Raw genomic sequence first — 15,374 nt, 5'->3', positions numbered from 1 at the left:
GACGTCCACACAAGGCACCTGTATTTTACGAAGTTGTTCCAGGTCGCCTGGTCTAGGTTCTGGGGTTCAGTCATCACTGGGTCTGTAGCTCAGGTGGTTAGAGCGCACCCCTGATAAGGGTGAGGCCGGTGGTTCGAGTCCACCCAGACCCACCATATTCCAAGGGTTCCTTGGGGCCTTAGCTCAGCTGGGAGAGCACCTGCTTTGCAAGCAGGGGGTCATCGGTTCGATCCCGATAGGCTCCACCATGGAATGACCGGTTCGTAAAATATAAGCACACCTCAAGATTTTGAAGTCATCCGGCGTTGAGGCCGGCGTGACGTTCTTTGAAAAACTGTAAACGAGTGACAAGCGTCTTGGTTCGAAACCGAACCGAGATAAGTGTTAAGGCAACGAAACGAAGTAACTTGGCTGCACCTGATGAGGGTGCATGCCCCGAGGCGACTTGGGGTTATATGGTCAAGCGACTAAGCGTATACGGTGGATGCCTTGGCAGTCAGAGGCGATGAAGGACGTGGCAGCCTGCGAAAAGTGTCGGGGAGCTGGCAACAAGCTTTGATCCGGCAATGTCCGAATGGGGAAACCCACTGCGCAAGCAGTACTGCATAGTGAATACATAGCTATGCAGGGCGAACCCGGGGAACTGAAATATCTAAGTACCCGGAGGAAAAGAAATCAACCGAGATTCCCTGAGTAGCGACGAGCGAACGGGGACTAGCCCAAAAGCACATTATGTTTTAGTCAAACGGTTTGGAAAAGCCGGCCATAGATGGTGATAGCCCAGTCGACGAAAAGACATTTTGTGTGAAATTGAGTAAGGCGGGGCACGTGAAACCTTGTCTGAACATGGGGGGACCATCCTCCAAGGCTAAATACTACTGACTGACCGATAGCGAACTAGTACCGTGAGGGAAAGGCGAAAAGAACCCCGGAGAGGGGAGTGAAATAGACCCTGAAACCGTATACGTACAAGCAGTGGAAGCCCGCAAGGGTGACTGCGTACCTTTTGTATAATGGGTCAGCGACTTACTGTCTGTGGCAAGCTTAACCGTATAGGGGAGGCGAAGAGAAATCGAGTCTGAATAGGGCGCATAGTCTCAGGCAGTAGACCCGAAACCGAGTGATCTATCCTTGGCCAGGTTGAAGGTGCGGTAACACGCACTGGAGGACCGAACCCACATCTGTTGCAATAGATGGGGATGAGCTGAGGATAGGAGTGAAAGGCTAAACAAACTCGGAGATAGCTGGTTCTCCTCGAAAGCTATTTAGGTAGCGCCTCGTGCGAATACTGTTGGGGGTAGAGCACTGTTATGGCTAGGGGGTCATCGCGACTTACCAAACCATGGCAAACTCCGAATACCAACACGTACTACACGGGAGACACACGGCGGGTGCTAACGTCCGTCGTGAAAAGGGAAACAACCCAGACCCGCAGCTAAGGTCCCAAAGTCATGGCTAAGTGGAAAACGATGTGGAAAGGCATAGACAGCCAGGAGGTTGGCTTAGAAGCAGCCATCCTTTAAAGAAAGCGTAATAGCTCACTGGTCGAGTCGGTCTGCGCGGAAGATTTAACGGGGCTAAGCCATGCACCGAAGCTCGGGGTGTGCACATTTATGTGTACGCGGTAGAGGAGCGTTCTGTAAGCCTGTGAAGGTGGATTGTAAAGTCTGCTGGAGGTATCAGAAGTGCGAATGCTGACATGAGTAACGATAATGGGGGTGAAAAGCCCCCACGCCGAAAGCCCAAGGTTTCCTCGCGCAACGTTCATCGGCGCAGGGTGAGTCGGCCCCTAAGGCGAGGCAGAAATGCGTAGTCGATGGGAAGCAGGTTAATATTCCTGCACTTTTCTATAGTGCGATGTGGGGACGGAGAAGGTTAGGTCTACCGGGCGTTGGTTGTCCCGGGGAAAGGCGGTAGGCATGGGTCTTAGGCAAATCCGGGACCCTTTATGCCGAGCACCGAGACGAGCCCTATTGGGCGAAGTGACTGACACCACGCTTCCAGGAAAAGCCACTAAGCTTCAGCTATAGAAGAACCGTACCGCAAACCGACACTGGTAGGCAGGGTGAGAATCCCAAGGCGCTTGAGAGAACTCGGGTGAAGGAACTAGGCAAAATGGCACCGTAACTTCGGGAGAAGGTGCGCCCTTTAGCGTGGTCACATGCGTGACTGAGCGTTGAAGGGTCGCAGTAACCTGGCCGCTGCGACTGTTTATCAAAAACACAGCACTCTGCAAACACGAAAGTGGACGTATAGGGTGTGACGCCTGCCCGGTGCTGGAAGGTTAATTGATGGGGTCAGCCGCAAGGCGAAGCTCTTGATCGAAGCCCCAGTAAACGGCGGCCGTAACTATAACGGTCCTAAGGTAGCGAAATTCCTTGTCGGGTAAGTTCCGACCTGCACGAATGGCGTAACGACAGCGGCGCTGTCTCCACCCGAGACTCAGTGAAATTGAATTCGCTGTGAAGATGCAGCGTTCCCGCGGCAAGACGGAAAGACCCCGTGAACCTTTACTATAGCTTTACACTGAACGTTGAGTTCTTCTGTGTAGGATAGGTGGGAGGCTTTGAAGCGCAGACGCCAGTTTGCGTGGAGCCAACCTTGAAATACCACCCTGAAGTGCTTGACGTTCTAACCTAGGCCCGTAATCCGGGTCAGGGACCGTGTATGGTGGGTAGTTTGACTGGGGCGGTCTCCTCCCAAAGAGTAACGGAGGAGCACGAAGGTACGCTCAGCGCGGTCGGACATCGCGCACTGTGTGCAATGGCATAAGCGTGCTTGACTGCGAGATCGACGGATCAAGCAGGTACGAAAGTAGGTCATAGTGATCCGGTGGTTCTGTATGGAAGGGCCATCGCTCAACGGATAAAAGGTACTCCGGGGATAACAGGCTGATACCGCCCAAGAGTTCATATCGACGGCGGTGTTTGGCACCTCGATGTCGGCTCATCACATCCTGGGGCTGTAGCCGGTCCCAAGGGTATGGCTGTTCGCCATTTAAAGTGGTACGCGAGCTGGGTTCAGAACGTCGTGAGACAGTTCGGTCCCTATCTGTCGTGGGCGTTGGAGATTTGAGGGGGGCTGCTCCTAGTACGAGAGGACCGGAGTGGACGTTCCGCTGGTGTTCGGGTTGTCATGCCAATGGCATTGCCCGGTAGCTATGAACGGAAGTGATAACCGCTGAAAGCATCTAAGCGGGAAGCACGCCCCAAGATGAGATCTCCCGAGAGCTTGACTCTCCTTAAGGCACCATCAAGACTAGGTGGTTGATAGGTCAGGTGTGGAAGTGCAGCAATGCATGGAGCTAACTGATACTAATGAGCCGTGAGGCTTGGCCATATAACCCCAAGTGGCTTTAGTTCGTGTGCTTTCCCTGCACGAGAAAGCGGCCATACCATGGCCGCACTCTTCAGAAGAGCATGCCTTGAAGCTTGTCCCGTCCGATTTCACCTCGACGCTTGTCACTCGTTTACACCTCTATTTGACGCGAGTCCTTTTCGCGAAGAGCCAAGCCCGCCATCCGTGGCGGACTCTTCAAAAGGGCTCGACCCAGATTGAAGCCGGCGCGTCATGCGCTGCTTCAACCCCTTCCCTGGCGGCCATAGCGGCGTGGTACCACCTGATCCCATCCCGAACTCAGAAGTGAAACGCGCATGCGCCGATGGTAGTGTGGCTTTGCCATGCAAGAGTAGGTCACCGCCAGGGGCCTTATACTGATCAACCCTCACCGGACACGGTGGGGGTTTTTCTTTTTAGCGATGTCGGCGCGCGCAGCGCCCGGGCCTGTAACCGCTCTACGCCAGCGCCCTTATACCCAAACCCTCGCCGGTGACGGTGGGGGGTTTTGCTTGGGCGACTCCTCGGTACTCGCACAGTCCAAACCGCAACGGCATGCGCGGCGCTGCATACCTCGGACCGCCTTGATCAGAATGATCGGAAGGGTGCTTTACGGCATTAGAGAACTGCGTAACTGGTGGCATGCAGCAGCGCGATCGATCGCGCTGACGTGAGTGTCTGAGGGACTTATGATGGTCGGGCCAACCTATTTCGGATTGGTGCCGAAGGACTGAATGTGTTTATCCACGTCGAAACACGCCGCCGCCCCCGCTGGCACTGGGCGACCTTGCTGATGGTGAGCCTGTGCGTCGTGTGCTTTCTGGCTCTGGCGCTGACACCAGAGCCCCAGCGCGGGCTGTTGCTGCTGGAGTGGGGCACGGTGCCGGCGAATATCTTCAACTCGCATGAGCCTCTCCTGCCGCAGCTGGCTGATCCGGCGCTGTTGCGCCTGTTTACCGCACTGTTTATCCACGTCACCTGGCTGCACTTGCTAAGCAATGTTCTCTTCTTGGCGATTTTTGGATTACCGGGCGAACGTGCGCTGGGGTCGTTTAGGTTTCTGCTGCTGTTTGTGTTGGGCGGCATGGTGGCTAATCTCATAGGCGCGCTGTCACTTGCCGGTGTGCGATTGCCAATTATCGGATGCAGTGGCGCGGTGTCGGCCGTCGTCGGAACCTACGTAGCGTTATTTCCCCGTGCAAAGCTTGGGCTCGTCTTGCCTCTGGGACTCTATCTCGAGTTCGTCAAGGTGCCGGCGTTTCTACTGATCGGGTTATGGGCGCTGCTGCAGCTGCTCTTCAGCTACATAGGACCGAGCTATGGTGCCTATGTCTGGTGGGCGCACATCGGAGGGTTCATGTTTGGGGTCGTGTTCGCGCTTTTTTCGCGCGACTCGATCGCTCGACGGTTACGCGGTTGAGCCATTACAAGGCATCAGTCCAGCACATCGACCCAGCCATGGATGCGCGAAAAGTGGCGAAGTAACCCCCGCGCTATCGGTGTCGCCGCCACCGCCTTATAGATGCTGCGAGGGTCGGCTCCTTCGCGACGGATATCGGCATGTTTGCGCCGGACATAGTCGCGCATGACCTCCGCGTTGAACTCGGGGTGGAATTGTGTGCTGATCGCTTTGACGCCGTACCGCAGCAGTTGGTGCGGATCGCGCTGCGATCTTGCGAGTACGATTGCGCTCTTCGGCGGTTCGATGACGCTCTGTTCGTGAGTCGTATGAACGCGAAAACTCGCTGGAAGGCTCGAGGTCAGTTCGTCGCGCCGCGCTTCATGAAGAAGTTCGATCGGCTGTGTGCCGATCTCGCGCCCGCCGGGAAGATAGTCCACCCTACCACCCAGGGCATGCGCCATCAGCTGGTGGCCATAGCAGACGCCGAAGAGCGGTACCTCCGTTTCCATGGCATGACGGATCCAGCCGGCAGTGCGCTCGCTCCACTCGGCTCGCTCGGTCACCATGGCGGCCGAGCCCGTAATAATCGCTCCGGCCACCTCCCGCGGTGCCGGCAAGGATTCACCGGCGCTCACATTCACCGTTCTCAGCCGATGGAACGCTAGCCTTGTGCTGATCCGAAACCAATGCGGAAAATCGCCGTGGCGGCCACGTATGGGGTCTGGCGCGCGGCCAGTTTGAATAATCAGTACAGGCTTCATGCAGTGTCGGGTCGATGGTGATTTCGGACGTCTTTACGGCTGAAGTTCTTCGGTAATCGTGTCATCGAAATTTTCCACCGGAGGCAGTACGGACAAAATTTCCTGCACGGTAGTAAGGCCAGCCGCGACCTGATCGGCTGCGGATATCCGCAGCGGCCGCATGCCCTCCAATAGCGCCGCCTTGCCGAAATTGCCCAAATCCAACTCGGAGGAAATAAGGCTGCGCAGCCGTGGCGATAGCCTCATCATTTCGTAGATGCCGGTACGTCCGAGAAAGCCGGTGTTGCGGCATTCCAGACAGCCTAGCGGTTCGAAGACCCGTTCCGGAACCGGAATGTCCCAACCGTGGGTGAGTACATTCCAGGCCTGCGGGTCCTGCGTCGTGGGCTGCTTGCAGTGCGGGCACAGCGTGCGGACCAGGCGCTGGGCCACCACGCCGGTCAAGGTGGACTGGATCAGGTAGTGCGGTACACCCAGATCCAGCAGTCGCGTCACAGCACTTGGCGAATCGTTGGTATGCAGGGTCGACAACACCAGGTGACCGGTCAGAGACGCCTGCACCGCCATCTGCGCCGTCTCCAGGTCGCGGATTTCGCCGACCATGATGATGTCCGGATCCTGCCGCAGCAGGGTGCGCACGCCGGCCGCAAAATCCAGATCGATCGCGGCATGCACCTGCATCTGGTTGAATTCCGGCGAGACCATTTCGATCGGATCTTCCACCGTGCAGACGTTGAGCTCGGGTGTCGCCAGATGCCGCAGGGTCGAATACAGCGTGGTGGTCTTGCCCGAACCGGTGGGGCCGGTGACCAGCACAATGCCGTGTGGCCGCTCGACCATGCTGCGCCAGAGCACGCCCTCGCCCGGAGAGAAGCCGAGTTGGGCGAAATCCTTGACGACAAGATCCGGATCAAAGATACGCATCACGACTTTCTCGCCGAAAGCCGTCGGCATATTGGAAATGCGTAGCTCGACCTCGCGACCGGACGCCGAGCGAGTCTTGATGCGGCCATCCTGCGGACGGCGCTTCTCGGCCACATCCATGCGCGCGAGGATCTTGATGCGCGCCGTTACGGCTGTCATCACCGGCGAGGGCAACTCGAAGACTTTGTGCATGCGCCCGTCGATGCGGAAACGGATCATGCCCACTTCGCGCCGTGGCTCCAGATGGATGTCCGAGGCGCGCTGTTCAAAGGCGTACTGCAGCAGCCAGTCGACGATATGCACGACGTGACGATCGTCGGCACCGACTTCGCCCGTTTTGCCCAGCTCGACCAACTGCTCGAAGTTGAGTATGGCCGACGAGGTCTGGCTGGTGCCTTTGGCATCGTGCGCCAGCTGGATCGAGCGCTGGACGCCATAGAATTCCTGCAGATAGCGGTTGATGTCGATCGGGCTGGACACCACCCGCTTCACATCACGGCGCAGCATTTGCGCCAGATCGGTAGACCATGCGGAATCGAACGGCTCACTGGTGGCAAACGTGACTTCGCCGGGAGACACCGCGACCGGCAAAATACGATGTCGCTGCGCGTAGGCGTGGCTGACCACCTGTGTCACCGAGCTGGCGTTGATCTTCATCGGATCGATTTTCAGATAGGGCAGCCCAGCGTGTCCGGCCAGCCATTCGGTCAGCGTCTCCAGGCGCAGCGGTCGGCCGGGATCGCGCTGGTTGACCATTTTGGCGTTGGCGATCAATACCAGCGGATGCAGTTCCACCGTGGCGCGCCCGGCGCGTGCGCCCATGCGCACCTGCTTGGCGTCATCGGCGAGCAGGTAGCCGTCGACCACCAGCGCGGCCAGCATCTCATCCAATTCGAGGCGGCCGCGACGGCCGAGCAGGGATGCGATTTGCGGTGATACGGCCATCGCGCGTGACTCCGATAGTGTCCCGGTTGACGCGCATTCCAGTGAAAGCGCCCGGTGAAAAAGCAGCTGCAGCTATACTAATACGCTTTATCCACGGTCACGGAAAACCATGTCCGCGCGCACTTTTCAGGACGTCATTCAGACGCTCAACCGCTACTGGGCGGCGCAGGGTTGCGTGCTGCTGCAGCCGCTCGATCTCGAAGTCGGCGCCGGCACATTTCACCCGGCCACGTTTTTGCGCTCGCTCGGCCCCGAGCCCTGGGCGGCGGCCTATGTGCAGCCGTGCCGTCGGCCGACCGACGGACGCTATGGCGACAACCCCAATCGTCTGCAGCACTACTACCAGTACCAGGTCATGCTCAAGCCGAATCCGGAAAATATTCTGGAGCTGTATATCGGCTCGCTGAAGGAACTGGGCATCGACCCGCTGGTGCACGACCTGCGTTTTGTCGAAGACAACTGGGAGTCGCCGACGCTGGGCGCCTGGGGGCTGGGCTGGGAAGTCTGGCTCAACGGCATGGAAGTCACCCAGTTCACCTATTTCCAGCAGGCCGGTGGACTCGAGTGCCGGCCGGTGACGGGCGAAATCACCTACGGCCTCGAACGCCTGGTGATGTATCTGCAGAATGTGGACAGCATCTACGACATCGTCTGGACGCACGCGCCCCATGGCGTCGTGACCTATGGCGATGTGTTCCATCAGAACGAAGTCGAGCAGAGCACTTACAACTTCGAACAGGCCGATGTGGCCGAGCTGCTGCACTGGTTCGACGTCTGCGAAGCCAGCGCCAATCAGCTGATCGCCGCCAATCTGCCGCTGCCGGCCTACGAGCAGGTAATGAAAGCCAGCCATACCTTCAATCTGCTCGACGCGCGCCGCGCGATCAGCGTCACCGAACGCCAGCGTTATATCCTGCGGGTGCGTACGCTGTCGCGTAGCGTGGCAGAAACCTACGTGGCGCAGCGCGAAAAGCTCGGCTTTCCCGGCCTGAAACACTCGAAGGAGCAGGCCGCATGAGCGCCACGAAATCGCTTCTGATCGAACTGGGGACCGAAGAGCTGCCGCCGAAGGCGCTGGATGAGCTGTCGGCGGCGTTCTTGCGCGGTATCAGCGACGGTCTGGCCAAGCGCGGTATCGCCGGCGATCTCGATCAGGCCGCGGCGTATGCGTCGCCGCGCCGTCTGGCTGTCCATATTCCCAACGTCGCTGGGGGGCAGCCGGAGCAATCCGTCGAGCGCCGAGGTCCTGCGCTCGGCGCCGCGCTCGATAAGGACGGTCAGCCGTCAAAGGCGCTGCTGGGTTTTGCGCAGTCCTGCGGCGTCGATGTGGCGCAGCTCGAAAAACTCGAAACTGACAAGGGCGGTTGGTATGTCTGGCGCACGCTCAAGCCGGCCCAGCCACTGTCGGCGCTGCTGCCGGAGATTGTCGACGAGGCGCTGAAAGGCCTGCCGATTCCGCGGCCGATGCGCTGGGCCAGCCACGACTACAGCTTCGTGCGTCCGGCGCACTGGCTGGTGATGCTGCACGGTGCCGACGTTATCAACGGCGACATTCTGGGCCTGACGAGCGGGCGTGCATCGCGTGGTCACCGCTTCATGCATCCGAGCGCGGTCCAAGTGGCGGATGCCGATAGCTGGCTCGATGCCATGCGTGCGGCCAAGGTGCTGGCTGATCCTGCAGAACGTCGTCAACGCATTCGCGACGAAATTGCGGCGGTGACGGCGCAGACTGGCGGCGTGCCGCGCGTGACGGATGAGCTCTTGAACGAGATCGCCAACCTCACCGAATGGCCGGTCGCTATTGCCTGCACCTTCGAGCGCGAATTTCTCGCGGTACCGCCCGAGGCGCTGGTGACGACGATGGAGACGAACCAGAAGTTCGTTCCGGTGTTCAATGCTGCGGGTAAGCTGACCGAGCATTTCATCGGCATCGCCAACATCCAGAGCAGCGATCCGGCGGAGATTCGTAAAGGCTACGAGAGGGTGATCCGTCCGCGCTTCGCCGACGCCAAGTTTTTCTGGGACGAGGATCTGAAAACGCCGCTCGCTTCGCAGATGGAGCCGCTGAAGACGGTCACCTATCAGCAGTCGCTCGGGAGCGTGTGGGACAAATCCGTCCGCGTGGCCGAGCTGGCGCGGATCATTGCCAATCGCGTCGGCGTCGACGCCGGTCTGGCGACGCGCGCAGCGGCGCTGAGCAAATGCGACCTGCTGACGCGCATGGTCGGTGAGTTTCCCGAATTGCAGGGCATCATGGGTCGCTACTACGCCCGCCACGATGGTGAAACGCCCGAGGTCGCCGAAGCGCTGGACAGTTTTTACCAGCCGCGCTTTGGCGGCGACGCGATCGCGGCTGACGCGGTGGGCCGGGTGTTGGCCGTGGCGGAAAGGCTGGACACGCTGGCCGGCATTTTTGCCGTCGGCATGAAGCCCAGCGGCAACAAGGATCCGTTTGCGCTGCGCCGCGCCGCGCTCGGCATGGCACGTACGCTGATCGAAGGCGGGCTCGAGATCGACCTGCGCAGCAGCTTTGTCGAAGCGCTGGAATTGCTGCCCGATGCTGCACTCGCCGCCGGCATCAAGCCGGGTAAAGACGGCGCCGCGCCCACGTTGAATGCCGGCCAGCGTCGGGCGGCGCTGGCCGGAGAGCTCTACGACTTCGTGATGGACCGTTTACGCGGCTACTACGCGGACCAGGGCTTCCTCAGTGCGCCCTTCGAAGCGGTGCTGGTCGTGCAGCCGGGTAGCCTGCCGGATTTCGATCGGCGCCTGCGTGCCGTGGCCGAGTTTGGTTTGCGGCCGGAAGCCGCCAGTCTGGCGGCGGCCAACAAGCGCGTGGGTAATATTCTGCGCAAGCAGGCCGAAGAGCCCGGTGCAATAGCCATCTCTCGCACGGTCGATTCGGCGTATTTCGAATCCGCGGCGGAACGCGACCTGGCCGAGGCGCTTGCCTCAGCGCAACGCGATACGGCGCCGTTTCTTCAAACCGGCAACTACACCGCTGTTCTGGACCGACTGTCCCGGCTGCAGGGTCCGGTGGACCTGTTTTTCGAGAGCGTCCTCGTGAACGCGGAAGACCCGGCCGTGCGAGCCAATCGGCTGGCCCTGCTAGGCCAGTTGAAAGCGCAGTTCGGTGCCATCGCGGATATATCGCTGCTCTGAGTACCTCGGCAACAGCCCATAAAAAAAGCAGCCGTGAAGCTGCTTTTTTTATGGGCTGCAGGTGTGAGCGATTGAACGATGTCTCAAGCCACCGTATTGCTTCGACCTTGACGGATCCGCTTGGCTAAGCGGTGATTGAACGTCACCATCGCCGTGGTATCGACGTTGATGCCGCCCGGGCCGAGGATTTCATAAAGATCGGCCAGCATGTCCGTATTGTCGGCCAGCGTCAGCGGGCTGTCCGCCAGCTCCAGCTCGGACTGCAGAATCTTCATGGCCGTGTTGAGTCGCTGCGAGTCCACGCCGTTGTCGTGCGCCGGCAGCATGCTGACCGAAGCGCCTCCCAGCCGAAGCTTCGGTCGCTGCGTCGATACCACCTCGGAGCTGTATTGATCGTCCGGCGTCGTGGTCGATGGGTCGGTCTGAATGGCGCCCTCGCCGGCCACCAGCCACACCAGCGATATGCCCAGCGTGCGCGCTAGCGTCACACAGCGTGCTCGGGACGGATCGGTGTTGCCGTCGCGCCAGCTGCGCACCACGCCTTCGGAAAAGCCGCACATGCGGGCTATTTCGGTAGCGCTGCCGACCCTTTGGATCAGCAGCTTGATGCGGTCCGAAAAGGTGCCTCCTGGGGAGGGTGTAGGCGTATACGAAGGCTGCATATTCATGATGATGGTGGCCGTGGCAGATGGTGCAAAAAATTACGACGCTGGGGCCGGACAATCCGGCTCGAAACATTGAACCGTGGCGTTACGTAGATTTTGTGCCGTTTTTAACGGGAGATGTGCGCACATTATGCCTTTATCGCAAATATTTACACATCTTTACTTCATTGACTGTGCTGGCAATTATCGACGATCACAGCTTCAAACCTTGACCTATTGGCGTTTCCTGAACTGTCGATTCAACCTACGCGCAGTTTCTTTCTTGGGCGTTTCGTAAGCTAACCTTCGGCAACGCGCCAGCGTGAGCGCGGTTGACAGCCTTCGGGCTATCCCAAGGAAAGAGATGAGCCAATTCACCCTGCTGGGCAATCGCCGGTTTGCGCCCTTCTTCTGGACCCAGGCACTGGGTGCGTTCAACGACAACGTGTTTCGCAACGCCCTGGTGATGCTGGTGGCCTTCCAGATGGGGCTGGACGATCACACCGTGTCGCTCTACACCAACCTGGCGCCGGCGCTGTTCATCATTCCGTTTTTCCTTTTTTCGGCTACGGCGGGGCAGTTGGCCGAGAAGTTCGAGAAGACCCGAATCGTCCGCTACGTCAAACTGTTTGAAATCGCTGCGATGGTGTTGGCGGCCGTAGGTTTCTACACGCACAACACGATGCTGCTGCTGGTTGTGCTTTTTCTGATGGGCATGCACTCGACCACCTTCGGGCCGATCAAGTACGCCATTCTCCCGCAGGCGCTGAAGCCCGGCGAACTGGTGGGCGGCAATGGCCTGATCGAGATGGGCACGCAGCTGGCCGTATTGATCGGACTTATTGTCGGCAGCTCGCTGATGCAGATCCCGCATCTAGGGCCGGTGCTTGCCGGTGCAGCCACGATTGCGGTGGCAATCGTCGGCTACCTGGCCAGTCGCCGCATTCCCGCCGCTCCGGCCACAGCCCCGGAACTGAAATTCAACTGGAATCCGTTCACCGAGACGGCGCGCGTGTTGCGCATCACCAAACAGGATCGCGGCGTGTTCAACGCCGTGCTGGGTATTTCCTGGTTCTGGTTTTTCGGCACCGTGCTGGTCGCTCAGCTGCCGAATTACACCAAGCTCAATCTTGGCGGTGACGGGTCGGTCAATATTCTGGGCCTTACGCTATTTTCGATCGGTACCGGCATCGGTTCGTTACTGTGCGAAAGAATGTCTGGTCGCCGCGTCGAAGTAGGTTTGGTGCCGCTGGGCGCGTTCGGACTCACGGCGTTCGGTATCGACCTGTTTTTCGCCCGCTCGGGTCTGGCGCCGACGCAAGGGCTGAACTGGCTGGCTTTTTTGCGTGCCGCCGGCAGCTGGCGCATCGCGATGGATTTGACTTTGATCGGCGTTTTCGCGGGCTTTTACGTGGTTCCGCTATTTGCCTTCATCCAGAGCCGCACGCCGCGCGACCGGCTGTCGCGGGTGATCGCCGGCAACAACATCCTCAACGCGCTGTTTATCGTTTGCGCTGCCGGTTTCGGTCTGGGCCTGGGCGCGCTGGGCTTCGGCATACCGCACATCTTTCTCGCCATCGCGATTTTGAACGCGCTGGTGGCACTGTACATTTTCACCCTGGTGCCCGAGTTCGTGATGCGCTTTATCACCTGGGTATTGGTGAACACCTTGTATCGGGTGCGCGTGGATGGTACGCAGAACATTCCTGAAGAAGGCGCCGTTCTGCTGGTGTGCAACCACGTCAGTTTTATGGATCCGCTGTTGCTCATGGCCAACCTGCGACGGCCGGCGCGCTTCGTCATGTACTACAAGATTTTCAATATTCCATTGCTGCGCTTTGTGTTCCGCACGGCAAAAGCCATTCCGATTGCCGGCCATAAGGAAGACCCTGCGCTGTTGCAGAAAGCTTACGACGCGATCGACGAAGCGCTGGCCGACGGCGAAGTGGTCTGCATTTTCCCGGAAGGCGCGCTGACGCGCGACGGCCAGATCGCCACATTCCGCACCGGCGTGGAAAAAATCCTGGCGCGTCGCCCGGTGCCGGTAGTGCCGATGGCCTTGCGCGGACTGTGGGGCAGCGTCTGGAGCAAGCGCGATTCGATGCTGCACCGTTCGCGTTTGCCGCGGCGATTCCGTGCGCGCGTGGAGCTGGTCATCGATCAGGCTATCGCGCCGGCCAATGTGACGGCGGCTTCGCTGGAACAGCGTGTGGGTGAACTGCGAGGAACGATGGCCTGACGCGCCGTGGTTCCATGTCCGTCAGCTGAGCCAGCCACCAATGACGATCAAGGCCACCGCGCTCAGCCATGCCAGCAGCGCGCGCAGCAAGGCGCCGCGCAATCGCAGCAGCTCGATCAGCGGTTCGCTGCGCTCTTCGAAATAGCCGTCGCCGGCTTCGATATCGCTGAGGATATCGGCCTGTGCCGCGGCGCCGAGAAAGCCAGGCTCTGCGCTGTACCAGCTGGTGGGTGCGGCCTGGCTGTGCCAGCGACGCCACGCACCGATCACCGCTTCCCAATGCCCGACTACGGCAAGCGTGAACGTCAGCAGCTGCGCAGGCAGCCAGTCCAGCGCGTTGGCGAGATAACGCGCTGCCGTGCAGCTGCTCGCATCGAGCGCAAGCGACTCCTCACGCGCCAGCGTCTGCGTCAAGCGATAAAGCAGTGCGCCAAACGGACCGAGCAGAAAAAACCAAAGCAGCACGGCAAACCGGCGACGAAGCGCAGCGTAAGCCACTGCTTCGCCCAGCGCGGGCGCGGTCCAGATCACCGCGCCACCGTTGTCGACCAGCTGCTGTGCGGCAGCCTGCCGACTGGCGCCGTCAGGGGCTTTCAGAATCGCCTCAATGTCTACTTCGAACTCGCGCGGCCCAAAGCAGAACAACAGCACGACCAGAGAAAACAGCAGGCCCAGCAGCTCGCCCAGCGGCGGATGATCGAACAGCCACGACAGCAGCAGACAAATCGCCAGCGGTGGCAGCAGCGCCAACGCCACGCGGCCGCTGCCGCTGGTGTCAGCCAGCTGTGCGACCCAGCGTCGAAACAGCCCATCGCGACGCCAGCGCGCCAGTTGCGGCATAACGTGCAGCAGGCCAAGAGCAATAAGAGCGGTAAGCAGTCGGATAGCCATGAAGACAGACTCGCGAAGCGAGTGCGCATTGTATGCGAGTGGTCAGGCGTCAGCGATCAGCTGCGGCGGAATAACCGTTGGTACCTCATCGAGGCAATCAGCGGGCGTTAGCGACAAGCACGTCCAGATCGAGCCCCGCACGCTGCTTCAGCCAATACGCCAGCAGCTGGTAGGACACCGACAGCGCCATCGAGGGGAGAAAGCTGCCGTCGGCCAGGCCGTCGACGATTTGCTGCGGCGTGAACCAGCGCGCGTCTTCCAGCTCGCGGTCGCGCAAAGTGATGTGTGGCGACGAGGCGGTGGCGATAAATCCCACCATCAGCGAGGCCGGCATCGGCCACGGTTGCGACGAGTGGTAGTGAATGTCGTTGACGATGACGCCGGATTCCTCCGCCACTTCGCGGCGCACCGCATCTTCCAACGATTCGCCGGGTTCTACAAAACCGGCCAGCGTCGAATAGCGCCCCGGCGGCCAGCCCACTTGGCGGCCGAGCAAACATGCGCCCTCGTACTCCACCAGCATGATGACGGCGGCATCGGTGCGCGGGAAATGCATGTGGGCGCCGTCCGGGTTGGTACAGCGCGCGCGGTGTCCGGCGGCGACCAGCTCTAGCGGTGCGGCGCAGCGATGGCAGTAGCGCATCTCGCGCTGCCAGTGCGCCAGACCTTTGGCATAGGCGAACAAACCGGCTTCGTCGGCTGCCAGCTGCAGGCCGACCGAGCGCAGGCTCATGCGACGCGCGTCGAGCACCTCTTCGAGCTGATCGACCGACGCGGTCTCCTCAAGCACCAGCAGAAAATGCGGCGTTATTTCGATCAGGCCGAGAAAGCTGGCCGGTATGCCGAGGCCCAGGCTTTCGTACTCGCGCTGGTCGAGCCAGCGCAGCGCTTCTCGATGGCGATGCATGAACGCTTCGCCCGCGGCATCCAGCAATAGGTACCGAGCATCCGGCGCGCCGGCCTGTGCCGCGATCCATTCGCCATCGTCGCGCCGCTCGGCCGCCCGGTTGAGTACCAGGCTCAGTCCAGCAAACGTGTTCTGGTGCGGCGGTGTGTCCCGGTCCATCAAG

General features: G+C 60.0%; 9 protein-coding genes, 2 tRNA genes and 2 rRNA genes. 8 read left to right on the top strand and 5 right to left on the bottom strand.

Annotated features, from left to right (window positions below; genetic code table 11):
- Positions 1-78 precede the first annotated feature (78 nt).
- The 5 genes from HDE76_RS13575 (at position 79) to HDE76_RS13555 (ending at position 4,756) form a co-directional block, all read left to right on the top strand.
- A tRNA-Ile gene (locus HDE76_RS13575) sits at positions 79-155 on the top strand.
- A 17-nt stretch (positions 156-172) separates the two neighbouring features.
- A tRNA-Ala gene (locus HDE76_RS13570) sits at positions 173-248 on the top strand.
- A gap of 209 nt (positions 249-457) precedes the next feature.
- A 23S ribosomal RNA gene (locus HDE76_RS13565) occupies positions 458-3,339 on the top strand.
- A 252-nt stretch (positions 3,340-3,591) separates the two neighbouring features.
- A 5S ribosomal RNA gene (rrf, locus tag HDE76_RS13560) occupies positions 3,592-3,705 on the top strand.
- 367 nt (positions 3,706-4,072) lie between these two features.
- Positions 4,073-4,756: a rhomboid family intramembrane serine protease gene (locus HDE76_RS13555; protein ID WP_179480779.1), complete on the top strand. Its 684-nt coding sequence runs from the start codon at positions 4,073-4,075 to the stop codon at positions 4,754-4,756.
- Between the two features lie 14 nt (positions 4,757-4,770).
- Here the strand turns inward: HDE76_RS13555 and HDE76_RS13550 are convergent, their stop codons facing one another.
- Together HDE76_RS13550 and HDE76_RS13545 are read right to left on the bottom strand one after the other, a co-directional pair.
- Positions 4,771-5,499, bottom strand: coding sequence for a glutamine amidotransferase (locus tag HDE76_RS13550; RefSeq protein WP_179480781.1), 729 nt, complete (start codon positions 5,497-5,499; stop codon positions 4,771-4,773).
- A gap of 33 nt (positions 5,500-5,532) precedes the next feature.
- A complete protein-coding gene (locus HDE76_RS13545; protein WP_179480783.1) occupies positions 5,533-7,368 on the bottom strand; it encodes a GspE/PulE family protein in 1,836 nt (611 codons plus the stop codon).
- 109 nt (positions 7,369-7,477) lie between these two features.
- Here HDE76_RS13545 and glyQ point away from each other — a divergent pair, with 109 nt between their 5' ends.
- Positions 7,478-8,386, top strand: coding sequence for a glycine--tRNA ligase subunit alpha (gene glyQ / locus HDE76_RS13540; protein ID WP_179480784.1), 909 nt, complete (start codon positions 7,478-7,480; stop codon positions 8,384-8,386).
- Entirely contained in the window at positions 8,383-10,530 is a 2,148-nt protein-coding gene (gene glyS, locus HDE76_RS13535; protein WP_184508321.1) for a glycine--tRNA ligase subunit beta, read from the top strand. Before glyQ ends, glyS begins: the two co-directional genes overlap by 4 nt.
- A gap of 83 nt (positions 10,531-10,613) precedes the next feature.
- Here the strand turns inward: glyS and HDE76_RS13530 are convergent, their stop codons facing one another.
- Entirely contained in the window at positions 10,614-11,198 is a 585-nt protein-coding gene (locus HDE76_RS13530; RefSeq protein WP_255457835.1) for a helix-turn-helix transcriptional regulator, read from the bottom strand.
- 340 nt (positions 11,199-11,538) lie between these two features.
- On the opposite strand from HDE76_RS13530, the gene HDE76_RS13525 reads away from it, so the two are divergent.
- The gene (locus HDE76_RS13525; RefSeq protein WP_179480788.1) at positions 11,539-13,413 is read left to right on the top strand and encodes an MFS transporter; all 1,875 of its coding nucleotides are present in this window, start codon (positions 11,539-11,541) and stop codon (positions 13,411-13,413) included.
- 21 nt (positions 13,414-13,434) lie between these two features.
- On the opposite strand, the gene ampE is transcribed toward HDE76_RS13525, so the two are convergent.
- Together ampE and nudC are read right to left on the bottom strand one after the other, a co-directional pair.
- Positions 13,435-14,304 carry a regulatory signaling modulator protein AmpE gene (ampE, locus tag HDE76_RS13520; RefSeq protein WP_179480789.1) on the bottom strand — a complete coding sequence of 290 codons (870 nt, stop codon included), beginning with the start codon at positions 14,302-14,304 and terminating at the stop codon, positions 13,435-13,437.
- Between the two features lie 97 nt (positions 14,305-14,401).
- Positions 14,402-15,370 (bottom strand): NAD(+) diphosphatase, encoded by a 969-nt coding sequence (gene nudC / locus HDE76_RS13515; protein WP_184508317.1) that lies wholly within the window; start codon positions 15,368-15,370, stop codon positions 14,402-14,404.
- Positions 15,371-15,374 lie beyond the last annotated feature (4 nt).

The sequence above is a fragment of the Rhodanobacter sp. ANJX3 genome, from assembly GCF_014200755.1.
Taxonomy (GTDB): Bacteria; Pseudomonadota; Gammaproteobacteria; order Xanthomonadales; family Rhodanobacteraceae; genus Rhodanobacter.
Note: the sequence above shows the minus strand (reverse complement) of the source record. Positions and strands in the feature narration are given on the sequence as shown.